This window comes from Leeuwenhoekiella sp. LLG6367-2.1, assembly GCF_045055775.1.
Classification (GTDB): domain Bacteria; phylum Bacteroidota; class Bacteroidia; order Flavobacteriales; family Flavobacteriaceae; genus Leeuwenhoekiella; species Leeuwenhoekiella aequorea.
This window is the reverse complement of the sequence record NZ_CP159331.1, coordinates 3145380-3171900: the sequence shown is the minus strand read 5'-3', so window position 1 is coordinate 3171900 and position 26521 is coordinate 3145380. Positions and strand designations below refer to the sequence as shown.

General features: G+C 34.0%; 21 protein-coding genes. 8 read left to right on the top strand and 13 right to left on the bottom strand.

Annotated features, from left to right (window positions below):
- The first annotated feature begins 481 nt into the window (after positions 1-481).
- Positions 482-2623 (top strand): cation:proton antiporter, encoded by a 2142-nt coding sequence (locus ABVM53_RS14090; RefSeq protein ID WP_405327282.1) that lies wholly within the window; start codon positions 482-484, stop codon positions 2621-2623.
- Between the two features lie 168 nt (positions 2624-2791).
- Positions 2792-3520 carry a phosphatase PAP2 family protein gene (locus tag ABVM53_RS14085; protein WP_405327279.1) on the top strand — a complete coding sequence of 243 codons (729 nt, stop codon included), beginning with the start codon at positions 2792-2794 and terminating at the stop codon, positions 3518-3520.
- 20 nt (positions 3521-3540) lie between these two features.
- Here ABVM53_RS14085 and ABVM53_RS14080 read toward each other — a convergent pair whose 3' ends face one another.
- Both ABVM53_RS14080 and ABVM53_RS14075 read right to left on the bottom strand, forming a co-directional pair.
- Entirely contained in the window at positions 3541-5838 is a 2298-nt protein-coding gene (locus ABVM53_RS14080; RefSeq protein ID WP_405327276.1) for a BamA/TamA family outer membrane protein, read from the bottom strand.
- Positions 5831-10813: a translocation/assembly module TamB domain-containing protein gene (locus tag ABVM53_RS14075; RefSeq protein ID WP_405327273.1), complete on the bottom strand. Its 4983-nt coding sequence runs from the start codon at positions 10811-10813 to the stop codon at positions 5831-5833. Before ABVM53_RS14075 ends, ABVM53_RS14080 begins: the two co-directional genes overlap by 8 nt.
- A gap of 175 nt (positions 10814-10988) precedes the next feature.
- On the opposite strand from ABVM53_RS14075, the gene ABVM53_RS14070 reads away from it, so the two are divergent.
- Positions 10989-11267, top strand: a complete 279-nt coding sequence (locus tag ABVM53_RS14070) for a hypothetical protein (protein ID WP_405327270.1) — start codon at positions 10989-10991, stop codon at positions 11265-11267.
- Positions 11268-11315: 48 nt separating this feature from the next.
- Here the strand turns inward: ABVM53_RS14070 and ABVM53_RS14065 are convergent, their stop codons facing one another.
- Positions 11316-12029: a hypothetical protein gene (locus ABVM53_RS14065; RefSeq protein WP_405327267.1), complete on the bottom strand. Its 714-nt coding sequence runs from the start codon at positions 12027-12029 to the stop codon at positions 11316-11318.
- A 176-nt stretch (positions 12030-12205) separates the two neighbouring features.
- Between ABVM53_RS14065 and ABVM53_RS14060 the strand changes: the two genes are divergently transcribed.
- The gene (locus tag ABVM53_RS14060; protein ID WP_405327260.1) at positions 12206-13489 is read left to right on the top strand and encodes a carboxypeptidase-like regulatory domain-containing protein; all 1284 of its coding nucleotides are present in this window, start codon (positions 12206-12208) and stop codon (positions 13487-13489) included.
- On the opposite strand, the gene ABVM53_RS14055 is transcribed toward ABVM53_RS14060, so the two are convergent.
- The gene (locus ABVM53_RS14055; RefSeq protein WP_405327252.1) at positions 13486-15693 is read right to left on the bottom strand and encodes a response regulator; all 2208 of its coding nucleotides are present in this window, start codon (positions 15691-15693) and stop codon (positions 13486-13488) included. The two genes, ABVM53_RS14060 and ABVM53_RS14055, sit on opposite strands and share 4 nt — an antisense overlap.
- A gap of 296 nt (positions 15694-15989) precedes the next feature.
- On the opposite strand from ABVM53_RS14055, the gene ABVM53_RS14050 reads away from it, so the two are divergent.
- Complete coding sequence (locus tag ABVM53_RS14050; RefSeq protein WP_405327249.1) at positions 15990-16613, top strand: WbqC family protein; 624 nt, start codon at positions 15990-15992, stop codon at positions 16611-16613.
- Positions 16614-16616: 3 nt separating this feature from the next.
- Here the strand turns inward: ABVM53_RS14050 and ABVM53_RS14045 are convergent, their stop codons facing one another.
- The 7 genes from ABVM53_RS14045 to ABVM53_RS14015 all read right to left on the bottom strand — a co-directional run bounded on the left by ABVM53_RS14045 (position 16617) and on the right by ABVM53_RS14015 (position 22962).
- Positions 16617-17648 (bottom strand): endonuclease/exonuclease/phosphatase family protein, encoded by a 1032-nt coding sequence (locus tag ABVM53_RS14045; protein ID WP_405327246.1) that lies wholly within the window; start codon positions 17646-17648, stop codon positions 16617-16619.
- Complete coding sequence (locus ABVM53_RS14040; protein ID WP_405327243.1) at positions 17648-18541, bottom strand: rhomboid family intramembrane serine protease; 894 nt, start codon at positions 18539-18541, stop codon at positions 17648-17650. The genes ABVM53_RS14045 and ABVM53_RS14040 overlap by 1 nt, the downstream gene beginning before the upstream one ends.
- 2 nt (positions 18542-18543) lie before the next feature.
- Positions 18544-19311 carry a rhomboid family intramembrane serine protease gene (locus tag ABVM53_RS14035; protein WP_405327240.1) on the bottom strand — a complete coding sequence of 256 codons (768 nt, stop codon included), beginning with the start codon at positions 19309-19311 and terminating at the stop codon, positions 18544-18546.
- 43 nt (positions 19312-19354) lie between these two features.
- Positions 19355-21235 (bottom strand): DNA mismatch repair endonuclease MutL, encoded by a 1881-nt coding sequence (gene mutL / locus ABVM53_RS14030; protein ID WP_405327237.1) that lies wholly within the window; start codon positions 21233-21235, stop codon positions 19355-19357.
- A gap of 3 nt (positions 21236-21238) precedes the next feature.
- Entirely contained in the window at positions 21239-21520 is a 282-nt protein-coding gene (locus ABVM53_RS14025; protein WP_371456477.1) for a riboflavin synthase subunit beta, read from the bottom strand.
- A 172-nt stretch (positions 21521-21692) separates the two neighbouring features.
- Positions 21693-22184, bottom strand: a complete 492-nt coding sequence (gene ribH, locus ABVM53_RS14020) for a 6,7-dimethyl-8-ribityllumazine synthase (RefSeq protein ID WP_371456476.1) — start codon at positions 22182-22184, stop codon at positions 21693-21695.
- A gap of 13 nt (positions 22185-22197) precedes the next feature.
- Positions 22198-22962: a tetratricopeptide repeat protein gene (locus ABVM53_RS14015; protein WP_405327232.1), complete on the bottom strand. Its 765-nt coding sequence runs from the start codon at positions 22960-22962 to the stop codon at positions 22198-22200.
- 151 nt (positions 22963-23113) lie between these two features.
- Between ABVM53_RS14015 and recF the strand changes: the two genes are divergently transcribed.
- The 3 genes from recF to ABVM53_RS14000 are packed head-to-tail and all read left to right on the top strand — an operon-like array spanning position 23114 to position 24905.
- Positions 23114-24193, top strand: coding sequence for a DNA replication/repair protein RecF (recF, locus tag ABVM53_RS14010; RefSeq protein ID WP_405327229.1), 1080 nt, complete (start codon positions 23114-23116; stop codon positions 24191-24193).
- Complete coding sequence (locus ABVM53_RS14005; RefSeq protein ID WP_405327226.1) at positions 24190-24609, top strand: lipocalin family protein; 420 nt, start codon at positions 24190-24192, stop codon at positions 24607-24609. The genes recF and ABVM53_RS14005 overlap by 4 nt, the downstream gene beginning before the upstream one ends.
- On the top strand, positions 24609-24905 hold the full coding sequence (locus ABVM53_RS14000; RefSeq protein ID WP_405327223.1) for a DUF721 domain-containing protein: 297 nt from the start codon (positions 24609-24611) through the stop codon (positions 24903-24905). Before ABVM53_RS14005 ends, ABVM53_RS14000 begins: the two co-directional genes overlap by 1 nt.
- 57 nt (positions 24906-24962) lie before the next feature.
- Here ABVM53_RS14000 and ABVM53_RS13995 read toward each other — a convergent pair whose 3' ends face one another.
- Together ABVM53_RS13995 and ABVM53_RS13990 are read right to left on the bottom strand one after the other, a co-directional pair.
- Positions 24963-25382: a nucleoside-diphosphate kinase gene (locus tag ABVM53_RS13995; protein WP_128757049.1), complete on the bottom strand. Its 420-nt coding sequence runs from the start codon at positions 25380-25382 to the stop codon at positions 24963-24965.
- A gap of 112 nt (positions 25383-25494) precedes the next feature.
- The gene (locus ABVM53_RS13990) at positions 25495-26520 is read right to left on the bottom strand and encodes an alkaline phosphatase D family protein (protein WP_405327219.1); all 1026 of its coding nucleotides are present in this window, start codon (positions 26518-26520) and stop codon (positions 25495-25497) included.
- Position 26521 lies beyond the last annotated feature (1 nt).

Sequence of the window (26521 nt, the reverse complement as noted above, 5' to 3'; positions counted from 1 at the left end):
TCTCATCAGATAATTAGCGTAGACGTTTAAAGTATTGTTAATCTGTATTAAAAGCTATTTGAAAAGAAAGAAAAAACTAATTTAGCAAGACAACTAATTAAGCAATACAATGAAAAATTTACTAAGAGCATTAATCGCCGGATACGGAGCAAAAAAAATAGGTGGCGGTCGCTGTGGCTGTATTGGAACTATAGTAGTATTTGCAATTCTATATTGGCTATTGGGATTTGTATTTAACGTTATCTAATACATTTTTATCAAATAATATTAAAGGCTTTGTCACAATTGGGACAAAGCCTTTTTTTATTCACTTCTAAAAATTAAGGATTCTTAAACCCTATAAACTCATACTATTTAATCGCTTAATTGCTATAAAAGTGACTCTATTTTTAGGAATTATGCATTGATTATAAGTCTAGATTTGCGGCATTATTGTGTAATTACAGAGATGACTTAAATCGTCTTAAAATCTAAATTTTGTATGCTGATTTTACTCGAGTTTACCCTGCCGCTTACAAATCCAGTATTGAAATTTCTTTTAATATTGGTGATTATATTAATTGCTCCTATTCTATTAAATAAGATTAAAATTCCGCACCTATTAGGATTAATAATTGCCGGAGCCATTGTAGGACCCAAAGGAATTAATTTAATTGAACGGGACAGTAGCATCATATTGTCGGGTACGGCGGGTTTACTATATATCATGTTTCTTGCAGGCCTCGAAATTGACTTAGCAGATTTTAAGAAAAACAGCAAAAAAAGTGCTGTGTTTGGCATGTACACTTTTCTGATCCCTATGATTTTAGGCACGCTCGCGGGCTTGTACCTTCTTAACATGTCTGTACCTACGTCGATCTTATTAGCAAGTATGTTTGCTTCCCATACACTCATTGCATATCCCCTAGTTTCAAAAATGGGAGTTGCAAAAAACAAGGCTGTAAATATTACTGTGGGAGGAACTTTAATTACAGACACATTGGCTTTGCTTGTACTGGCAATTATTGTGGGGATGACCACAGGAGAAGTAAATGCAGAATTCTGGATTAAACTTGGCGTTTATATCATACTGTTTGGTCTTACTGTTATGTTTATTTTTCCCATAATAGGACGCTGGTTTTTTAAGAAATTTGACGATAGTGTATCCCAATACATCTTTGTTTTAGTCATGGTATTTCTAGCTGCTGTTCTAGCAGAGCTTGCCGGTATTGAAGCTATTATAGGAGCATTTCTTTCTGGTCTTGCCTTAAACCGGTTAATACCTCACACGTCTCCTTTAATGAACCGTATTGAGTTTGTAGGGAATGCTATTTTTATACCATTCTTTCTTATAGGTGTCGGTATGCTTATAGATTATCGGGTCTTTTTTAATGATATTGAAACCATTAAAGTAGCTGCGGTAATGATAATCGTAGCCACTTCTGCCAAATTTTTAGCTGCCTGGATTACTCAGAAAACATTTAAATTCTCTGCAGATGAGCGCCGACTTATTTTTGGCTTAAGTAATGCGCAAGCTGCGGCAACGCTTGCAGCTGTTCTTGTAGGATACAATATAATTACTGGAGAGGATGCATCGGGAGAGCCTATACGCTTGTTAAATGAGAGTGTTCTTAATGGAACAATTCTTATGATTTTATTTACCTGTACAATAGCATCTTTTGTAGCTCAAAAAGGGGCTAAAAATATTGCATTACTTGAAAGTTCTGATGCCGATTCTGAAGAGCTCATTAATACTGAAAGAGTCCTGATTCCTATAAGTAATTCTGAAACTATAGACGAACTAATAAATCTGGGTATTACTGTAAAGTCTAAAAAAAATAAAGAAGGCTTATTTGCGCTGAGCATTGTAGATAACTCTACAACTGATGCATCAGCAGGTAAAAACGCACAAAAAATACTTAACAAAGCTACTGTTACTGCTTCTGCTACAGATAATAAATTACAAGAAATATTACGTTACGACTCTAGCATCGTTAATGGAATAACGAGTGTGGTAAAAGAACAGAAAATTACAGATCTCATTTTAGGTCTACACATTAGCAAAGGCATTTCAGAATCTTTTCTAGGAAATTTAACCGAGGGTATTTTAACCAAATGTAATACGACAACCCTCATTTACAAACCGGCACAACCTTTTAATACGATAAAAAGACATCTAATAATTGTCCCTGAAAATTCTGAAAAAGATATGGGTTTCCCATTCTGGATTATCAAAATTTGGAATATTGCCAGAAACTCCGGTGCTAAACTGGTTTTCTACGCCAATAAAGAAACCTTGCTGTTTATTAAACAATTACAAGCAAAGCAATCTATGGAATGTGAGTTTGAAGAATTTAGCGACTGGGATGAGTTTTTAATATTGGCTAAAAACTTTTATCAGGATGACAACCTAATCATCGTCTTGAGCAGGAAAGATGAACCTTCATATAACAAGAATATGTCTAAAATACCTTCCTACTTGAACAGGTATTTTAAAGACAACAGCTACATACTAATTTATCCAATGCAAGCCGGTTATCAAAATGCCTCTAAGATTGATTATAAAAATCCAACATTATTAGCTCCTCTTGAGAAACTCGACGAACTAAGAAAGTCTATTGCTAAGAAATTTAAGTGGTGGTAAGATGAGTTAATTTCGATTGATAATGTAGTAACGCTAGTTTGCAAATAGGCTTCGGTTTAAGGTAAATTCAATAATTTAAGGAAAAAGAAAGATTATAGTAGTTTCAAAAACTTTAATTTGAGCCCTTAAATGTAACCACACGCAACTGCCCAGGGATTATAATGTACTATGAGACAATCTTTAATTGAATTTATACGGAATTTAAAAGTCTTTTTAAGAACAAAATTTAAGCAGTACGACAGCAAACTTCCTTATTTTATAACTGTATTGCTAGCTTTGATAATTGTTGTTTTCTGTATAAATACATTTATAGAACTTACAGATACTCTCAAGTCTGAAATTCTTGCGACATACGATACGCAGATTACAGATTATATACTTACATATAGAAATCCCTTACTCACAAAATATTTTGTATTTGTTACAAACGTAGGTGATTTATATGGCTATCTAATTGTTGTAGGCCTTGCCTCTGCAGTATCTTATTATTTCTTTAAAAGCTGGAAATACGTTGCACAAACTGTTCTTGTACTTTTAGTTGCATCTATATCTAATGTGATGCTCAAACGCTTTATCGATAGAGCACGCCCAGGTATTGAGCATTTGGTTTCAGTAGAAACTCTAAGTTATCCTAGCGGTCACGCCATGAGCGCAATGGCTTTTTATGGTTTCCTTATTTATTTAGTAACTCAATTCAATTTAAGTAAACTAGCAAAATCAAGTATTATTGCCGGCTTATCATTCTTAATACTAAGCATAGGTATAAGCCGTATTTATCTGGGAGTTCACTATCCTTCAGACATTGCCGGTGGATTTATAGCAGGATTTATTTGGGTTGTTTTTTGTATTCTAATATTTAATATCATCGAACTATTTAGGAGAGATCCTAAAACGTAGATGGTAAATATTTAGATTATTTAAAATGGATATCCTATTGCAAAATTCAGAATAGGATTAGAAAAATCATAAGTCCATCGTTTTCCTTCTTCAAGACTTGGATCGTGAAATGGTGCTGCAAGATCTAAGCGTATAACAAAACTTTGTATGTCAACACGCATCCCAAAACCACCACCAATTCCCAATTGGTTTATAAAATCACTTCCAAAAGTATCTCCTTCAAGCGCCTCGTTATCTGTAGTATTCCAGATGTTCCCGGCATCTACAAATACTGCTCCTTGAAGAATATTTATTAACGGAAAACGGTATTCCAGATTGGCTTCTAGTCTTAAATTGCCTGTTTGATCATAATAATTAGCTGCATTATCTTCACCTGCAACATACGTTCCTGGACCCAGAGACCGCGTTCTAAATGCGCGCACACTATATGGACCGCCAGAGAAATACTGCTTTGTATACGGTACAACTTCAGAATTACCATAAGGTACACCTACACCGGCAAATAAACGAGCTGCTATAGTTTGATTTTCAGCAAAATTAAAGTGATATCTAAAGTCTCCATCTATACGGGCAAACTGTGCATATTCTAATCCAAAAATACTCTGCGGTTGCTCGCCTCCAGAAAATAAACTAAGACTATTACCGGCAGTTTCAAAATTAGCATTTAAAAATATTTGATGTGTTTTACCGGCATCAACCATACCGTTGTAGGTAAATGAATACGTCAAACCAGATATAAACTGCTGGTCAAAACTGGTTTGTAAATAGGGGTTTGCATCCAATATAGCATCAAACTCTGGCGTTGTATTTGCTAAAGAGACATAATTGATAGCTATAGGATTTATTTCGTGCGTAATGTATTTATTTGCCTGCCATACGTATCCAAAATTCGCTTCTACAGATCCTAAAGTGAATAATTGCGATCTGTTGAGGTATGCTAAACCTAATTTGATACGTGTCTTCGGAATATCATATTTGAAATAATCTTTAGAGAATTTATACGGAAACAACATTCGTGGAAAAATGAGTTCTCCACTCAATCCCAATTGCACGCTTGATGAACCGGAAGAACTGCCGGTATTACCTCCCGCCTGAATTTCATAACTTCCATCTAGTGAAATATTTAATGTTTCACCACCATTAAATAGATTACGGTTAGCAAATGTTAATCCCAATCCTGGTCCAGAAAATCCATTTGACTTGGTAACAGCCTTAACTTCGGCTCGAATAGCGCGTTTATTTAACGGAGATAAAAAGATATTCGCTTCAAGCAAACCTAAGCTATCTCCTTTTGCACTATTATCTATTTCATTGTAGCGAATATTCACAAATTTGTAAGCACCTATAGAACCTAATCTTCTACTTGTAGCCTTAGATTTATCTGGACTATACAAATCACCTTCCTCTAATAAAATAAAGGGGTCCAAGCGTTTTGGTAAAAAGTAAAGTTCATCTTGTAAGAAGTTCTTGTTTGCATAAGACACCGTATCTATTACAGTACTATCCAGAGCTACAGAATAATTAGGATAAACATTCACCTGGGCAACTTTATACGGAATAATCGATTTTACTGGTACATCCTTTTTTAATCGTAAATACAGATCAAATTTTTTATTTGTGTACTGATTTGTATCTGATTCAAAAATCAAGAAACCCGAATTAAAATTATAAAATCCTTCATCTTTAAGCTGAAGATTTATACGTTCACGTTCAGCCTTCATTGCGCTCAAGTCAAAGCGCATTCCAGGCTTCATAATAGATTTATCTATTTCGTTTTTGATGCTTTTATAAACCAGCAAACTATCAGTATCTAATTGATAATTTTGCAGACGATAAGGCTTTGACAATCCGAGCTTGTAAATAGCTTCAGCCTCTTTATTTATAGTGTCTTCTACGATTTCTGAAGCAACAGTACTATAGAAAAAACCTTTGTTTTCTAGTCTGTTGAGCAAAATTTGCTCCATCTCATAACTTCGAATATCTGAAGCATAAACGGGCTCTTTTCCAAATTTCTTATTCAAGAACTTATTGATAAATCCCGGTTTCTCTCGCGTACCTTTATAATGAAAATACAAACCCGGATATCCTCCTAGAAATGAAGAAACAGGTTCTGGTCTTAAAGCAGCTTTTAAATCCAGTTCAATATTATCAATATCATTAACGATAGAATCTGGTGTGAGCTCAACCGTTTCTTTAGTATATAAATATTCTCCTTCTGGAATAAACTTTTCCACCGAGCAGCTATAGGTTACAAACCCTATTACAACAGCGAGAGTTGTCCATTTTATATTTCCTTTAATTTTTATAGCGCTATTCATCAGACTCTTCTTCTTCTAATTTAGCCGGAAACAATGATTTCCAAAGCTCTGTAAACTTGTTAAACTCACGTGTAAATAATAAGGAAATACCATTTACCACAATTTGACCGTCAATAATATTTTCATATTGGCTACGTCTGTATCCTCTCAATCTGTATCTACCGTCTTCAGTAAGTAGATATTCGATACTTACATTCCCTACAACTGGCGCAGTACCGTTTTCTGTATTACCGCTTCCCTGAAGATCTACAGCACTACCCACACTTACCACTACCCGATCATCAAATAACTTTTTCTGTGCAGCTATATCTAACGTAGTTCTATCTGTAGGTGCACTACCTTGATAGTCTGTATAACTATCTAACCCAAAGTTCAAATCAAACCCTGTATTGCCCAGCAGTTTATCTGAGAATACATTTAATTGATCTGAAATAGCGTCATTTAAGTTATCTCTGGCTATTGTTGCTGTTCCTCCACTACTACCATCGCTACTTGAAGAAGGGAAGAATCTATTTAAAACTAGTAATGAAAAAACCTGTTTATTGAGTTCGTTTTCCTGCTGATTTAATTGCTGAACCTGGCTATATACTTGCCCTCCTACGGCACCGCGACTAGCTTCAGGTATATCTAGATTAAAACTAATTATAGGCTTCATCAATTCGCCGTCGATATTTATATAAACTAGAAATGGAACTTCTTGTCTAAATTGAGATTGCGTACTTATATCTGTTCCACTGGTTGCAGAAGCCATTAATCCGCTTGCTGAAGTTTCAACCTCATAAGCAGCCTTAATATCTAATTGAGCATCGAATGGATCACCAGACCACGTGATACGACTTTCTGGAGCCAGGTCAAATCGACGTTTTACAAGATTATAGAGACTCATCTCATAATGACCGTCATTCACGTTGTAACGACCACTTAATGTCATCCTTCCATTAGGATACATATTGTATTTAAAATCACCCGTCCCGGTAACCTGAAAGTTATCTCCCGTTTGCTCATCAATAACAAGATTGAAAATAGCTCCTTTAGCGATACTTAAATCTGCATCTATTTCAAAACCAGAAACAGTGTATGAATCTTCTTTGTTATTGGTTAGAATAGCATCCGGATTTTCTTTATTCACAAAGATTACCACTCCCTCTTTTGATTCTATTTGCACTTCTGAAGGAGGCAAAACATAGGTCACATCGGTCGCCGAGTTAACCGTTAAATTAAGCTTGACAATGGGTAAGTTTAAGTCTCCGGTAATGCTGGCATCAGCATCAAAAACAACCGTACCATAAACTAAATCAAAGTCATCTTTTGTTGAATTTAAAGCTTTGAAGTTTTTAGCTTTCAACTTAAGATCAAACGTAGGATTAATAAAGCTTTCAGTCCCAACATTTCCACTTACTGAAATTGCATTGGAGCTTGCATCCTGAATTTTGAAGTTATCGAAATAAATGCCTTTGTTATCAAGTCGCAGTTCTTCATTTGCCAATAAAAACGGAGCATTTAGCTTAGTAATTTCGAAGTTGGCATTTTCAAAATTTATTGTTCCATTATAATTGGGCTCTAGCGTAGTACCGGTAACTGTAATATTTCCTTTTAAAATTCCACTAGCATTAGATAGTTCTCCTTGAGAGAAATTTTCAAAAGCTTTAAAATTTATGCGATTAATGTCTAAGTTAAGATCTATGATTGCTGCTTCAGGGCTATCAATATAACCCCCTATAACATCCAGATCTGCGACACCTTCTTTAAGACTCAGATTAAAATCATAACCGCCGGCACCTTTAGATTTTCCTGAAACTTTCAGGGTTCCCATATCGGTTTGCAACACTTCAAATTGCTTAATGTTTAAATCTGCTAACATTCCCGGAGATGTAAAGGGATCTTCAACAATAAAATCTCCATTGAGAATACCTTTTACCAAGGATTCATCGGGATTTAAAAGATTGAGTATACTTGATAATCTAAAGTTCTTAAAATTCACCCCTAAATGTTCCTTAGAAATACCCGGTAGATTGTTACTAACTTCTACAATTTGATCCTCAAAGGATAATTTGAAATCTTCAAATACAGTATTCACATCGGTAAATAGTATACTGTTATTGGGATTTACACGCCATTTATTACGATTAAGTATGAGATCTTTATCGTCTATATGAATTTTAAGATTATCATCTTCTTGAGTGATTAATGCGAGTATATGCATCAACTTCTCATCTTCATCTAAAGAAAGGAAGTCCAGATACATCATATTATTAGTTACGCGACCGCCTATTCGTGTATTTTTAATATTTACAGGTCCTGCAACTAAATCTTTAAGACCAAATCCGAAATCCATGTTCTTATCATTCGATATAAGTTTAAAGGCCAGACTATCTATAGTGTAGCCATTATAATTTACATAGGGTAAATTTATATCTGCATTAAGGGCTCTTTTATATTCATCAAAATCTACAGCAATTTGTACCGTATCTAATTCTCTTAAATTAGGAACAAATACCTCACTTAAAATTGGAGATTCGTGAACAGTACCCCGTATTTTCATTAAAACGGGTTTTGAGAGCGTATCTAGTTTAGGATCCTTTGTAAGGTAGGATTGAACGTGTCTTTGTAATGCTGCTATAAAATCTTGCGGACTCGCATTAGATTCTAAATCCAATTGTAATACCCGATTTCTTATGTCTAACGAAGTTGTATCTGGTTTTACAAATGCTTCTATACTTAAATCCCCTAATTGATAGGCTTTGTCATCATAAACAGCCACACCCCGCTTTATATCGCTATTGATTATATAATCTTCAGGAGTACCTTTGAAAAATCCGGTTAAGGTGAATGCTGCTTTTACATTTCTATTCACAAGACCTAAAGCCTGCAAATCTGCTCCTATCAAATCAAGATTCACAGTTGCTGATGAGGCCACTGAATCAAGTGTTACATCTGCATCAAACTTCATATTAAGATTTTCATCCTTATAGGCTGAAACTAAATTTCCTTTTCCTTTATTAAAGTTTCCTTCTAGTGCTAGATCCTTAAATGTATACTCATTAAAATCCAGACTATTAACCGTAGCATTCACTTGTGCATCAAGATCATTAATAGTCGAACCACTACCCATTGCAGTTAAATTAAGATCCAGAACGCCTAGCATTTCATTCTGAAGTATTTTCCCCAATCTAATTTCAGTAGCCGTTACGGTACCATCAAAAGCAATAGATTCACCAAATGCAGCATTACCGTCTAGTACCACAATGCCGTCTGTAGTTTCTAATTTTGATTTTGTAATTGCTCGAGTTGTACTTCCCTTTAAAGATCCACTGAGGCGAACTAACTCAGGGAATTGAATACCCAATTCTTTTTCATCTAAAAATCTATTCAGATCAGAACGTATACTTTGAATACGGTAATTAGGAAAATTATAAGATAACTTATCAGGGTGTGTAGCATTATAAACTGTTCCTTGTAAACTTAGAAACGTAGTATTACCCCAATTAAAACGAGTTGGTTTTATGGTGAGATCATCTAATTTCCCGGTTGCAACCAGACTACCCGTTAGTTTGCGATTGCTTAGTTTATTAATATAAATATTTTCTTTTAGCGCTGGTTGAAATAAAAAGGCGGTCTTTAAATCTGCAATTATATTGGGAATATTGAGGTTCATTGTCGCACTCCCGGGAGTCTCAATAAAACTAGCTAAACTTGCATATCCTACTTCTAAGTCTCCTTCTAAATAGTTTTCGTTTAGTTTGAATTTAAGATCGTTAACATCAATCAATTCATCGGTTACTTTAAGGGTAAAATTAAGATCTTCAAGGTTCAAACCAGAAGCTTCAATTGCTGATGCGTTCAATAAATCAGCAGTTATTGACTTATCTTGAAGTTTTATGTCTCGTAAACCTAAAGACATTTTTTCAAGGGCAATCGCATTAGGATTGAGCGTGCCATTAGTGGGACTAGCACCATCTAATGTATATTTAATCGAATTATCTACAAGAGTAATCTCACGTACATTTACCAGGTAAGGAGGCCACTCAAAAGAGTTAGTTTCTACCGTGTTTTTTTCTGTTTTTTCAGAGCTAGTAACTGTACTAAGAGCCAGTTCAATTTTCGAATTATGGAGTACTAATTTATCAACATCAAATATGTTATTCTTAAGGTCTATCTGTGGTACTTTTGTTTCAAAATCACCAATGCTTGCATATGCCTGTATACCATCGGGTATAGAATTATAATCAACAACTACTTTATTTAATTTAAGCTGCTTAATCTTTATATAAGGCATTGGTACCTCGGTTGTATCTTCAGATACAGGTAATGGCTTGGTCTGCTTGTAGGAGATTCTTGTATCGGTTAAAAAAACGTTTCCTACTTCAAACCGCATGGTTTCAATATCTGTTTTACGCATATCAAGCTCGAGTTCAGATAAAGCCAAATTTGCTTCCATGCCCGAAACATCATCAATATAATTTACCTTAAAATCTTTAAAGTTAAAATCTCCCAGATTTAGCTGAAATGCAGTTGTATCCTGAGGTGTGGAAACCGTAGTAGTATCTGCTGTTACAAAGGCATCTACTAAAAATTGATAGTTAAAACCCGCAATAGAATCTCTTCTAATTACATTTGCTCTAACGCCTTCCCAATCGACATCATCAATACTTAGTGGACCACCAGTAATTAATGACCATAATGGCACAGCGGCTTCTAAGTGCTTACTATAAACCAGAGTGTCTCCTTTTTTATCGGCAAGATAAAGACCGTCTAAAGCAATATCACCATCAAAAGTTATAAAGAGGCGTTCAATTTGGACTTCAGTTCCTGTTTTATCCTCCACATAATTAATAGCCTTTTCAACTAATATGCCTTGACCCCAAGGACTGCGTATAAATAATATAATAAGTAATAGTAAAACCAAGATTGCCACTAGTACTTTACCAAAAATTTTTAAGCCTTTTAAAATCTTTTGTTTAGGAGTCTTCTTCATAATTCATTATCTCAAAATAGCAATAGAATTACACTATTTTGAAGTGGTTAAAAGTACTATTTATACAATAGCAGTTGGCAATCAAATTATTAAAAACTTGTTATAGTTTTCTTTAAAAGCAGTTAAAAAGGGCACGAAGGTTTCTGAAATTAAATAAATTCAAAAAAAGTAAATTATGAAAACAGACAACAAAAAAAATACAGATTACAATTCTGACGTAACCAAGGAAGATTTAGACATATTAAACCAGAAAAATATTCATAAGGATGGTGGCGCAGATGAACAGCTTAGGGATCGCCAAAAGGATGTAGATTTTACAGGGAAAGATCTGGATGTACCTACAGGTGAAAAAACCAATGAACAAACTACGGGTCTTAAAGACGAAGAAAATAAATTATACAGTCAAGGAGGACCACGTAACAATAATCTCGATGAGCAGAACGGTGAATTATAAAAATTTTACCGCACAGAAAAAGCCATCAATTGATGGCTTTTTTTATGCTTAATTTTCTTTAACTATCATAATATTAGCCTTTACGCCAGTTAATAAGTTCCATTCATTAGAACTAATTACGTTCCCAGTATCATCATAAACTACAAAAGCTGCAGTATTAGGTCCACTAGAACCTTGGTTTAAAGCCTTAAACGATATCTTATTAAATCCTTTTTTTAATGGAAGATAAAAGCTGGTATAGGCTTCAGTCAACCATATACTTGGTACCACAATTTCATCATTGACTAATACAGCAACCCGATCGCCATCTACATAAGCATAATCTCTACAAACAATTTTAACCTGCTGCCCTCCATTTTTAAATGTACCTAAATCTTGATCTGATTGATGTGCGGGTTTTTCAGATTTATCAGAATCCCGATTAGCTTCACGCTGATTCATCATTTCTGTATATCGCTGTCCGGCATCTGCATATTTTTCGTGCTTAAGCATATAAAAGGTAGGTGTTTCCGGGGCTCTAAGTACTGGACGTTCCATTAATTTACCATTTGCATCTAATTGCAAACCGCCTATAGATTTTTTAGATTCTGGTAAATCTGAAGTCGGATCTGGAACTGGCGTAGGTGTACCTTTAGGATTTTCAGTTGCCGGAATTTTAAAAGATCCTGACCGGTTATCAATTTGAGATAAGACTGTAAAAGGCATAAAAAATATACAAATCACAAATAGTAATTTGTGGTCATATAGCCGTTTGATATACATAGTATTCAATTTCAATCCTCTTAATTCTTAACGTTATCAAATAAATTGTATTGCCATATTTAAAAAACAAATATAGTTAATAGGGAGTAAACAGTAATCGTGCCAATTCTCGTGATACTTGAATCCCAAATTGCTAAATCTTCAAAAAAATCGTAGATTTATTATAAAATCTACATATGAAAAAGAATTATTTTAATATCAACGTTCAATTTAATTCGCTTTTGTTTTTATGTACGGCGTTATTAGTATTTTTTACAAGTTCTGTCAAATCTCAAGAATCTGATAAATTTATAGAGTACAAAGGACTCGTAATTTCAAAAGGCTCTAACAATCCACTGCCATTTGTAAACCTTGTAGTAGAAGGAACAAATATTGCTACAGTAACAAACTCTGAAGGCAATTTTTCTTTAAAAATTGATGAAGCGTTACCTAATGCAAAGGTCACATTTACATACCCTGGTTATCAGAAATTGATAATTATAATGGCTGATTTAAGCGATGAGAATTCTGTAATTAGTCTCTCCCCCCAAACATACGAACTTGATGAAATAAATATTTCCAGACCTAAAAATGCGCTTTATTTAGTTCAGCAAGTGTTTGATAACATTGATAAAAATTATGCTGATCAGGATAATTTTATGACCGCATTTTATAGAGAAACCATTAATAAACGTAATCGAAGTGCTTCTTTGGCAGAGGCTGTAGTAACCATACAGAAAAAACCTTATGCCAGTTATGAAACAGATTTAATTTCTATATATAAAGCTCGTAAAAGCACAAATTATGACCGTCTAGATACAGTTGCGATAAAGTTACAAGGTGGTCCCCTAAATGCCTTGTATGCCGATCTGGTAAAATATCCTAAATATTTTATTACACCCCAATCCCTTTCTAATTATGACTTTTCGTTTGGAGAACCTTTAATTAATGATGGTTCGATGGTTTATGTAGTGAACTTTAAGCAAAAGAGTACGATCAACGAACCATTATACTACGGAAAATTATTTATTGACGCTCAATCTAATGCTTTAACAAATGCTATTTATAATTTAAATGTAGAAGATCGTAATGCAGCTGCTGCTTTATTCGTTAAGAAAAAACCGAATCGCGTAAAAGTTTATCCTACCGAAATAAGTTATCGTATAGATTATCGCAATAAAGACGGTAAGTGGTATTATAGTTATAGCAACGTTCAGCTTGAGTTTGTAGTAAACTGGAAACGCAAACTATTTAATAGTAAATATAGAATTAGCAGTGAAATGCTTATTACAGATTGGGAAACCGAATTAATGTCTGATGGTATAGATAGAAAATCAAAGTTTAAGCAAAATGCTGTTTTAGCTGATGAAGTCTCCGGATTTGCCGATCCTGAGTTTTGGGGAGCTTATAACGTCATAGAACCTGAAAAATCAATTCAACAAGCCATCGACAAAATTCAAAAGCAAATTAAAAGAGATTAACAGCTCGTTATCAAATTACGTATTTGCACGTGTTTTGAAATTACTGAAGACAGATCGTCTACATTGTATGGTTTTGTGACAATATCATTCATACCACTGTGCTGTGCTGCTTTTTTGATAAAGGTAGCTTCAGCAGCGGTAAGAGCTATAATAGGTATTAATTTATCAAATATTCTAATGGCTTGGGTAGTCTCATAGCCATTCATTCCTGGCATATTAATATCCATTAAAATAAAATCAAAATAATGTTTTTTGGCGCGTTCTAAGGCTTCTTCTCCATTCTGAGCCTCAAAAGTAATGACGCCAAGATTTTCTAGAACTCGTTTTGTAACCAGCCTGTTAATCTTATTATCATCTACTATAAGACAACGTAAACCTTTAAGGTTAGAAATACCCAAAGAATTAGGTTTAGTCGTACGTTCTTGTTGAGTAGTAGGGTTTAAATCTTTTTCAAAGTCAATATCAAATAAAAAGGTAGATCCTTTTCCTACACTACTTTTTAAGGTGATTTTAGAATCCATCTTCTGTAATAATTTCTTTACAATAGGCAGTCCCAAACCAGTACCTTTAGATTCAGATCCGGATTCTGTCTTTTGTAATTCTTCCAACTGACTGAACTCATCAAAAATACTTTCCTGAAGTTCTCTTGGAATTCCTATTCCATCATCCTGAACCTCAAAATAGATTTTAAATTTATTTTCCTCTAACTCTTCTCCTCGCATTCTAAGAACAATTTTACCCTTAGGAGTAAATTTAATAGCATTCCCTAAAATATTTAGTAACACTTGAGAAACGCGACGCGCATCTCCTATTACAAACTCGGGAACCGAAGAATCAATCTCGCAAACTAGTTCGCACTCAGAGCTCTTTAGGCTATTTTGATCAAAGCTGGAAACCAGATCTTCAGCTAATAACTGAATATTAAATCTCTTATTTATCAAGCTAAAAGACTCATCTTCTAGTTTTGATAAATCCAGTAAATCATTAATGATATCTAATAAATGATCGGCACTAAACTTTAAAGAACCTATTTCTTCTTTAAAAGCTTCAAATTCTGATCTTTTTTCAAGTAAAGAGATAATACCGGTTACTCCATAAAGTGGTGTGCGCATCTCGTGACTTAAAGTAGAGAAGAATTTTGATTTTGCTCGTTCACTTTTTTCAGCCAGATTTTTTGCTTTTAATAAATTCTTATTGTTTCTCTTAAGATTATTAATTAAACCCAATCTCAGTTTTTCACTATAAAATAAATAAGCAAGAAAAAGACTTAATAAAGCCAAGATAGAGCCTAGCAAAATAAATTGAATCTTTTTGCGCCTTAAATCTTGATCCAGTAACTGTTGTTGCATTTCAGCTTCATTACGCTGGCGCCTTAATTCTTCTGTTTCCGCACGTGCAAGAGCTAATTTTACAGTTTCTTTCTCTAATGTTTTTTCCCGTATTTTATAATGCTTTAAATACTGCTGCTGAACATTAAAAGCTTTATCACTATAATTATTTTCATTTAAATATGCAGCGTAACGCTCATAAAACTCTAATGCAAGCGGAGTCATATTATCACGCTCAATGAGTTCAAAAGCCTCTGCATAATATTCTAGTGCTTTAGCTTTTATATCTAACGCTTTGTAATAATCGCCCCAACTTATATTTAAATAAATTAACGGATCATTGTGATAATTAAATGAGTGATCATAACTTTCCGTCGCTTTTTTAAGATACGGATACATCATTACAAAATTCTCTTCTTTACCGTATAATTCGGCTATATTAAGAGCCGCATCTAAGAAAACTCCGCTATTCAATTCTTGTTGAATTTCTAAAGAATTTTTATAATACTCTAAAGCTTGTTTTCTGGTATTAGGATTTGTAGAAAGGCTGGCAGCAAGATTGTTATACCCCCACGAGATCAATGTATCATTTTTAGATAGCTTTGCAAATTCTAAAGCAGATTTTGCATATGCTAAGGATGGTATGGTATCATTGATTTCATGATATATTACACTAAGCATATTATAGCCATGAAAGGTATAATCATATTCATTTAAGCGTTTTGATTCTATAATTAAATCAGATAAACGTTCAATGGCAACATCATATTTCTTTTCGTCTCGATATTTATAAATAGCATCAAGATCTTGTTGTAAAGAGTTTTCTTGAAAAATTGGATAAAGGCTTTCTGAAGGAGAATCAACGTTGGAAAACACAGTAAAAATGTTACCTACAAGCAGACAAATGCATACACAAAGGGGTAGATAATTGATTTTCACGTTATGACAAGGGGTTTTTGACAGGACAATATTACATAAATAATCGATTAAATGCTAAAGTTAAGTTCTTAAATATCAATAATAAACGATTTATTTAGCTGAAATAGGCTTAAATAAAGAGATGTAATAAATACGCTTAATTTACTAAGTAAGATTTTTCTTATAAAAAAATCTATGGTATTACCCAATGTTATAAAATGCTAATTAAAGTATCTTTGTCGATTTATAAGAATATGAATATAATTATAAGCCCTACCTATTTTCCAGACATACTATCATTTGCTGCAATGGTACAAGCAGACACTATCATGCTTGAAGTTTCAGAAAATTATCAAAAACAAAGTTACAGGACTAGGATGTACATTGCTACTTCAAACGGCAGGTTACTTCTTAATATACCTGTATTACATTCAAAAAAGAAAGAGCGAAAAAAAATAGAGGATACTTATATTGAAAATAGTTTTTTGTGGCAACGACAACACTGGAGATCACTCGTAATTGCCTACAGAACATCTCCTTTTTTTGAATTTTATGAAGATGATATTTATCCTCTTTTTCATAAAGAATACAATTCTCTTCTCGAATTTAATATAGATACGATCAAATGCCTTCAAGAGCTATTAGATATAGATCTTACAATAAGTTACACCTCCAGTTATCAAGAGAATTACGCAGATAAAATAGACCTACGCCATTTTGCAGATGGCAAAAGGAAAAATAAAACGGAAATTGAACCCTATAGACAGGTGTTTGAAGAAAAAAACGGTTTTATTCCCTATCTCTCTGTTTTAGATTTACTGTTTAATCACGGTCCTGAAGCAATTACTTACCTACAGAACGTAGATTTGAAACTGTAGCGACTACTTCATAGTAATAATAGCCATTATAGGAAAATGATCTGAGTAGCCCACATCAAAATTCTCAAAGGCCTTAACGTCGTAACTTTCATCGGGTAGAATAAAATCGATGCGTAATGGAATTATGTCAAATATAAATGTTCGTCCAAATCCACTCCCCTTTTCTTCAAAAGCATCTCTTCGGGAACCTCGAATTTTATTATAGGTATAAGAAAAGGCAGTATTATTAAAATCCCCGGCAACTATAGTTTTATAAGGGCTATTTTTCTGATGTTCTAAAAATATATTGGTTTGTTCTTGTTGCTTTTTAAAAGCTCTTCCCAATCTACCTACAAGAGATTTAGTATCTTCTTTTTCAAGTGCATTAAGCTCTGGAGTAAGCGTAAGCGTTTGCATATGCATATTGTAAATACGAATGGTATCCTGAGCCTTAACGATATCAACAAAAATACCATTGTTAAATGTCGCTTTAAAATCTAGAGAGCCCTGGTTAATAATAGGATACTTAGAGTAAATTGCCTGTCCAAAATTACGCGCAACTGTCTCATTACCTAAATAGTAATATTTATAGTTCTTGAAATTAGGCGAATTGTGCTTTGAAAACTCCTGAAATGTTAATATATCAGGTGCATTTGTGTTTATCAATTCGAGAACTCCCTCGCGTATTTGCTCCTTATCAAATTTATCGCTTGTAAAAACGTGAACGTTATAGCTGAAAATACTCAAATCTTCTGATGCTTGTTCAACGTTTTGAACAGGATTTCCTGAGCTAAAATTATATAATGTTGTACCTATAAACAGCCATAAAACTAAAATTAAACCAGATAGCAAGAACTGTTTTTTAAAAAGCAGTAGCCAGTATATTACAAATATGACATTTGTGGCTAACAGCGCCGGTATTATAAGAGTAAGTACAGATATAGGTGGAAAAACCTTAGGTGGAAAATAGGGTAACGTGTAACCTATTAATAATGCTATTGCAAAAAGACTGTTTAAAAAAAAAGCAATCTTATTCCAGAGTCCGAGATTCTTCATTAATTATCTTTTCCGGCTTTAAATAAAAAATCTTTATCCTCTTTTGAAAGGCTATCATAACCACTCTTGCTTATTTTATCTAAAATAGTATCCACACGTATTTGCTTTTCAGACTTTGATAAAGAATTAGATCCAGATCTATTAACTGAATTACTTGTTTGTTTATTGCGGTATACGGTTTTCATTTTAGCTTTTTTCTCACTTCTAGGGCGAGGCTTTAAGAGAGCTACTACCTTATCTGCTAAACGCTCCCACCAGATACCGATATCATTTCCTTTTTGAAGTTGTTGTGCATATACAAATCCAAAAATCGCCCCGCCCACGTGCGCTAGTAATCCGCCTGCATTATCAGATGAAGGAATTTGTATAAGATCTGTAAGAATTACAAAAACACCGATGTGCCATAACTTCACATTGAAAAATATAACGCGTACCTCGGTATTAGGAGTATATGTGGCTATAAAGATCATAATAGCTCTCACAGCTGCGCTTGCACCTACTAAATAAGCTGTTGATTCAATAAGAACCGGAAATAAATTATAAGAAACCACAAAAAAGACACCACCGGCTAATGCACCTAAGAGGTATATAGTTAGGAAACGTTTTTCAGTAAAAAGATTTAAAACTATCTGACCAAACCAATACAGGATTAACATATTCCAGAAAATATGCCAGAATCCTCCGTGAAGAAATGCATAAGTAAGCAGTGACCACGGCTGAATTACTAATCTTCCTAAATCTGTAGGAAGACTCAACCATTGTGTTATAATATTTCCTGAATTTAAAATCCATTCAAGAAGCATAAAACCTATCCAGATTAATACATTAACCACGATAAGTTTTACGACAATAGAAGCCGTTTTAAATTGGTAACTCAAATTTGTTCCAGACATAGCTAATACCAGCGTTTATCATTAAAACTGTTCTTTTTCCAATACCACATCATTATGAACCCAAACAAGGCCCCACCAATGTGAGCGAAATTGGCAATATTCTGACCGAAAAGAGAAAAGCCGGTTACACCAGAAAATAAATCGATTAGAATTAAAACCGGAATAAAAAACTTTGCTTTGATAGGAATAGGCAAAAATATTAAGAAAAGCTCTGCATTAGGAAACAACATCCCAAAGGCTACAAGAACTCCATAAATGGCTCCTGACGCTCCTACCGCTGAGGTTGAAAAAGCTTCAATCATTCCTCTAATTTTATCTGCTTCACCAATATCTGGATACGAGTATTGTCCCGTCTGTTGAATACTCGTAAACGCTTTTTCTAATATTTGAGAAATGTCTGCCGGACTAATACCAGCATCAATAAGTGCCGTATAGCCTACCTGATAATGATAATATCCTACTAAGGTATGAATCAATGCCGCTCCCAAACCAGCTGAAAAGTAAAAGAAAATAAATTTATTTTTCCCTAACATCTGCTCTACCGGTCCACCAAAAGCATACAGCGCATACATGTTAAAAAGTATATGAAAAATACTGCTTTGATCGTGCATAAACATATGCGTAAGCGGCTGCCAATATTCAAAATTTGAATTTGCAGGAAACCACAATGCAAAAAGATCTAAAGCCTGAGGAAACAAAAATTTTGTCCCTAAGAAAAAGATTACGTTTATAATTAAGAGAACCTTTACAGTTTCGGTGATTTTGCCCATCTAATAAGATTTGGAATTTAGAAACGTAATAAAACGTTTTTAATTATGCGTTAAATTTACGATCGAGTTCATCGACTGTAAGTGTAATAAATGTTTTTTTATAAAATGGGGACAAAGTAGGTTCGGTACAAGCAAATAACTTATTTACTAAGTGCTCCCGCGACAAATCATCCAATTTTTCTCCAGTTTTTACAGCCATACTTTTGGCCATACTTTTTGCAAGAACATCTGTCTGACTAAATCCGGCATTAGGCACTTCTTGCTCAACATCACTTAATAACTGCTCCAGTACAATAGATACTTCACTTTCTTGAATACTAGCAGGTATACCAGAAACTTCTAAAATACCATCTTCAGGAAAGTCAAGCACAAAACCAGTGTTTTCAAGTGATTCTTTTAAGGAACTAAAAAGTGCTAATTCAGAACTAGAATAATCTAATCTAAGCGGAAACAGCAGTTGCTGACTTACAGATTCCTTAACAGTAATATTCCGAAGAAATTCTTCATACAGTACCCGTTGATGTGCTCTGTTTTGGTCTATTACAAGCATACCACTTTTAATGGCACTTACTACGTACTTATTGTGAATTTGATACGTATTGGCTGCATCTCTGTCTGTCTGTTTGTTTTCAGTAAAGCCTTTGCTTTCATGTTCTACAAAAAGAGATTCTCCTTCTGGCTCATCTTCAATTTGCAAAGAGCTAAAAGATGACTCTGTAGTACGTCTGTCAAGTCCCTCATACATAGTTTCCCAACCAGCACTACTTTTCTTTTCATAGTTAGCAACATGGGAAGATCTGCCATTGCTGGTAACAGTTTCAAAAGGATTAAAATTACGATCTACCTCTACGCGTGGTACTTCTACCGCTTTATCCTTATAAGAATACGGTGTATCCATATTAGACTCTCTGTTAAAGTCTAAAATTGGAGCAATATTAAATTGACCAAGACTATGCTTTACTGCAGCACGCAGTAAATTATAAATAGCATGCTCATCCTCAAATTTCACCTCTGTTTTAGTAGGGTGAATATTAATATCTATAGTCTTAGGATCTACTTTGAGATAGATAAAATAACTAGCTCTTGAACGATCTGGTAACAAACCATCAAAAGCTGCATTAACCGAATGATTTAAATAAGGATGTTTTATAAATCGATCGTTAACAAAAAAGAACTGTTCTCCTTTTGTTTTCTTTGAAAATTCGGGCTTTATAATAAAACCATCAATTTCTACGATTTCTGTTTCTTCAACAACAGGAACCAATTTCTCATTGGTTTTTGTGCCAAATATTGAAACGATACGCTGCCTTTTATTTGCCCGCTGAAGGTTGAATAGTTCGTTATCATTATGGTACATAACAAATCCAATACCCTCGTGTGCTAATGCTACACGCTGAAATTCGTCAATAACATGACGCAGTTCAACATTATCAGATTTTAGAAAATTACGCCTAGCCGGAATATTATAAAATAAATTTTTTACAGCTATAGAAGTTCCTTTAATAGTAGCACAAACCTCTTGTTCTTTAATGGTACTACCTTCAATTTCTATGCGAGTACCTACTTCCTCATTTTCTGTTTTGGTTTTTAACTCTACGTGAGCAACTGCGGCGATTGAAGCAAGAGCTTCTCCCCTAAAACCTTTTGTACAAAGCGCAAAAAGATCGTCTGCAGATTTTATTTTTGATGTAGCATGGCGTTCAAAACTAAGCCGAGCATCTGTAGTGCTCATCCCCTTACCATCGTCGATCACCTGAACAAGCGTTCTACCTGCGTCCTTTACTAATAACTTGATCTGAGAAGCACCAGCGTCAATAGCATTTTCTAAAAGCTCTTTAACTACAGATGCAGGTCGTTGAACAACCTCGCCCGCAGCAATTTGATTGGCCACGTGATCTGGTAAAAGCTCTATAATATCAGACATAGATTAAAATTGGGTAAAGATGCTTAGATCAAAATCTATAATAAAGAGAAACAACAAAACTAAAAGTGCTAAAATAAACAGCGTAGTTCTATTAGCTCTTTTGTCATTATTATACCTAAAGTCATCCCAAGCAGTAGTGAATTTTCCTTTTAGACCTTTTGTCTCTAAAGTTGCTTTACGGTATTTGTCAAATTTTGATTCGAGCTTAAACGGTGTTGAACTACCCTCGTAATATCGAGGGCTATAACCATATTTCTTATTCTTACGTGCTTTTAAAATTCCCATAATTTCTAAAATTCAAATTTACAATAAATGAAGTAAAGGCAGCAATAAGCCACAGGCTAATTAGATCAAAAAGCATTCCACAACAAGTTACTTTAGGTCAATCAAAAAACCTCAAGCTATACCTATTGAATCGCTAAATGCTAAAAACTGAAAATTTAGAAATTACAGGGTGCTAGAATTTAGCATCCTTGCGCAATTGAGCCATCTTAATAGCAGCGACTGCGGCTTCTACTCCTTTGTTACCGTGCTGTCCTCCACTACGATCTATAGCTTGTTGCATGGTATTATCGGTAAGCACACAGAATATAACCGGGATATCACTTTGCACATTAAGATCCTTGATTCCTTGAGTTACTCCCTCACAAACAAAGTCAAAATGTTTTGTCTGCCCTTGAATAACACTACCTACAGCTATAACAGCATCAAGCATATCATAGCTTTGTTGCATTTTTTTACAACCATAGATAAGTTCAAAACTACCAGGAACATCCCAACGAACGATATTTTCTTTAAGAACACCACAGTCAATAAAAGTGTCAAATGCACCTTGAAAAAGACCTTGTGTTATATCATGATTCCATTCTGAAACAACAATCCCAAACCGAAAATTTTTCGCGTTTGGGATTGAAGATTTATCATAAACAGACAAGTCTGTTGTTGCCATATATTTTATTTTTTTATTCTGCTTTTGCCATTCCTAAATAAAGTGGAACTTCTTGAGCTGCAGCAGATGCACTATAATCTTCTTGAATTCTTGTCAAATACTTTACCGCATCATCATTTTTCCCTAAAGAAATTGCTACAGTAGCGGCTTTTAATAGAAAACGTGGAGTTGTAAAGTCATTCGCCTTTGCTTCAGCAGCTTTAACATAAAATGAAAGAGCTTCTTCTGGCTGATCTAATTGCATAAATGCATCACCTATAGAACCTTTAGCTAAAGGACCTAACATCATATCATCACTATCAAAATCTTCTAATTCATCTATAGCTTCTTGATATTTATTAGTATTTAAATATGCCATACCTGCATAGTAATGCGCAAGATTCCCAGCTTTTGTACCAGAATAGTTATCTATAATATCTAAGAAACCATATTTACCTTCACCTCCATTAAGAGAAAGATTAAAAAGAGAATCTTTTGCAACGTTCCCTGCAACAGCCTCATTAAAATAAGTTTGCGCCTGATACATTTCATTAGAGGCTTCTAACTCTTTAGGCTCTTGTATAAACTTCTTATAACCTAAATAACCTAATACAGCAATAACAACTATTGCAATACCTATAAAAATAGGTTTTTGATTTTTTTCAACCCAGGCTTCGGTACGAGATGCTCCCTCATCTAACGATGAGAATACTTCAGCTGTTGTGCTTTCTTCTTGCACAACTTCCTCTACTTCTTCTTTGGTCTTAGGTTTGTAACCCCTTTTTTGATATGTGGCCATTCTTAAACTTTTGTTGGGCGCAAAAATAAAATTTTTATTCAATATTAACAGACTATTGTTTTGTTATTTTTCAATAATTTGCATATGAAAACACATTAATTCAACTACTTGTTTTTGAGTGTTTTAATGTATTAAAATCCGTTTTAACTCTATGATTCTAAAAGCACTTTCGCTTATTAACTATAAAAATTTTGAAACTGCATCATTTATACTTGATAAAAAAATTAACTGTTTTGTAGGTAATAATGGTGTAGGGAAAACTAATGTCCTTGACGCAATTTATCATTTATCATTTGGTAAAAGTTACTTTAATCCCATAACCGTTCAAAACATCAATCACGATGCAGATTTTTTTGTCATCGATGGGAGTTATGAGAAACAAGACCGGGAAGAAAAAGTGATAATAAGTGCAAAGCGTGGCCAGAAAAAAGTGATTAAACGAAATGGAAAAGTTTATGAACGCTTTTCTGATCATATAGGTTTTTTACCACTGGTCATAATATCACCGGCAGACAGAGATCTAATCATTGAAGGTAGCGAGACGCGTCGTAAATTTATGGATGGCGTAATTGCACAGAGTGATCACCAATATTTAGACACACTTATTAAATACAATAAAACTGTTGCCCAGCGTAATGCCCTGCTTAAGTACTTTAATGCAAATCATACGTTTAATAAAGAAACATTAAGTATTTATAATGAGCAAATGAATAGCTTAGGGCAAATTCTTTTTGAAAAACGCAACGCATTTGTTGATGCATTTACACCCGTTTTTAAAGCTCGATATGAATCTATAAGTGGCGCAAAAGAAACAGTTAAACTCAAATATAAAAGTCAGCTACACGACACTACGCTTGATAAACTTCTTGAAGAAAACCTATCTAAAGATAGAGCCTTAAACTATACAAGTGTGGGCACACATAGAGATGATTTAAGTTTTAAAATTGAAGGACATCCTATAAAAAAATTTGGCAGTCAAGGACAGCAAAAATCTTATCTTATAGCTTTAAAGTTAGCTCAATTTGATTTTATAAAATCTCAAAGTAATACTACCCCTCTCTTATTATTAGACGATATTTTTGATAAATTAGACGAAAATCGCGTGACACAAATCATAGATCTGGTAAATGATGATAACTTTGGTCAGCTGTTTATAAGTGACACCCACGCAGATCGAACTGAAGCTATAATTAAAGAAATTCATCAAACCTATAAATTATTTAAACTTTGAAAAAAATCATTATACCTTTTCTATTAGTTGTCTTGTATGGCTGCGCCGAAAATAATCCGCAGGAACAGCTTAAAGATTTAAATGGATATTGGGAAATCAAGCAAGTCGAAAATCCCAACGGAAAAAAAACAGATTTTAAGTTTAGCGAGCAGGTAGATTATATTGAAATTGAAGATAGTTTAGGATTTAGAACTAAGGTTTTACCTCGTATTGATGGTACTTTTGTTACCACAAATTCAAAGGAAACTATTACCATTCTAATTAAAAATGATTCCTTGTATTTACAATATAAAACGCCATTTGATTCTTGGACAGAGACCGTTTTGAAAGCTGATGGTGAAGAATTACAACTTAAAAATGAGCGTGGATTGATTTACACGTATCATAAATTTGAAAAAATAGATATTACAAACTAATGGCAAAAAGAGATGCAGATCCTAAATCACTCCGTGATGTGCTAGGATCATTTGTAGAAAAAAATAAATTACAAACCGGTATTGATAAAGTGAATGTTGCAGATGCCTGGAGAGATATTATGGGGCCTGCTATTACTAAATATACTACTCAAATAAAACTTGATAAAGATAAATTATTTGTCCAGTTGAGTTCTTCGGTTTTACGGGAAGAATTGGGTTATGGTAAAGAGAAAATCGTACGTAATCTTAATGAAGAACTAGGTAAAGAAGTAATTAAAACTATTGTTCTTAGATAAAAATAAAGCAAAAAAAATAGCGGCTAAAAGCCGCTATTTTTTTGCAAGTTCTAACAATTAGAATTGCTCTCTTCCTGAAAAATGAAATGCACTTTCAATAGCTGCATTTTCATCGCTATCACTACCGTGAACAGCATTTTCTCCCATAGAAGTAGCATATAATTTTCTTATAGTACCTTCTGCAGCATCAGCAGGATTAGTAGCACCTATAAGTGTTCTAAAGTCTTCAACAGCATTATCTTTTTCTAAAATTGCTGCAACGATAGGACCTCTTGTCATAAATTCTACAAGTTCACCAAAAAACGGACGCTCATTATGAACAGCATAAAAAGCCTCTGCATCAGCAGTAGTCATTTGAGTCATTTTAAGCGCTACAATGCGAAAACCTGAAGCTGAAATTTTTTCTAATATTGCGCCAATGTGTCCATTTTCAACACCGTCTGGCTTAATCATGGTAAACGTTCTGTTTGTTGCCATTTTGTTTTGTTTTGTATCGACCTCCTTAAAAATTTAAAGACCGAATTTTTGTTTTTAAAATCGCTGCAAAAGTAATTCTTTTAATTAGAATTAGCCATTTGCGTACTTACAATTAATATTCTTGATTTAACTCGTTTAAAATCTGATCATTAACACCCATAATTTTGAAATTAACTAAATTGTTTTCAAGATCTAGCGTTAATAAACCATAACTACGGTCACTTGTAACTTCGCCTATTCTATATTTATTTGGCTCTCCCTTATACGAGGTATATGAGTGTGTTAAACCGCTTGAAGTAAAATCAATTAATGGATATTCTAATCCTGAAATCTCTTTCTTTGAGAATTCTGAAATATGACGATCGCCACTTAGCAGGATAACATTGGATGCATTTCCGCTTTTTAAAAGATTTTCAAATCGCGTCACTTCCGCAGGAAAATTTCCCCACGTTTCAAAACCGTGCTCTGCACTCAAAAACTGAATACTACTCATGACAATACAATAGTCTGATTGTTGATTTAGTTGTTCAGTAAGCCATTGCCATTGCTCTGCTCCTAAAACGGTTCCTTCTCCATTCGCATTAGGTACATAACGCTTACCAGATTTTCTATCATCTGTCAATTCTGTTCTAAAATAACGGGTATCTAGAACTATAATCTTAATCAACTTATCACCCAGCTGATAATCTTTAGCCATATATACGCCTTCTTTATTTCTAATTTCTGAATCTTCAGGGACATTTAGAAAATCTAGAAATAGCTTTTGGCTCGATTGCTTTTTACTATATTCTGCTCCACCATCATTTATACCGTAGTCGTGATCATCCCAAGTTCCTAAAATTTCAGTTTGGGCAGCAAAAGACTTATAGGCATCGTTATTTTTTTGTTTAGAATACATCGCTTCCATCTTCTTCATATTATCGGTATCTGCATAAATAACATCTCCTCCCCATATAAAAACATCCGGATCTTTAGAGGCAATATCCTCCCAGAACGGATTAGGTAAATCTACCCGATTGCAAGAACCGAATGCAATTGTAAATTTTGAATTGGTATCATTTTCCTGAGCAGTTAATGAACAAATTGAAAAAAGTAAAAAAAATGCGACAAATAAGGAGTTTTGAAATTTTGATATCATT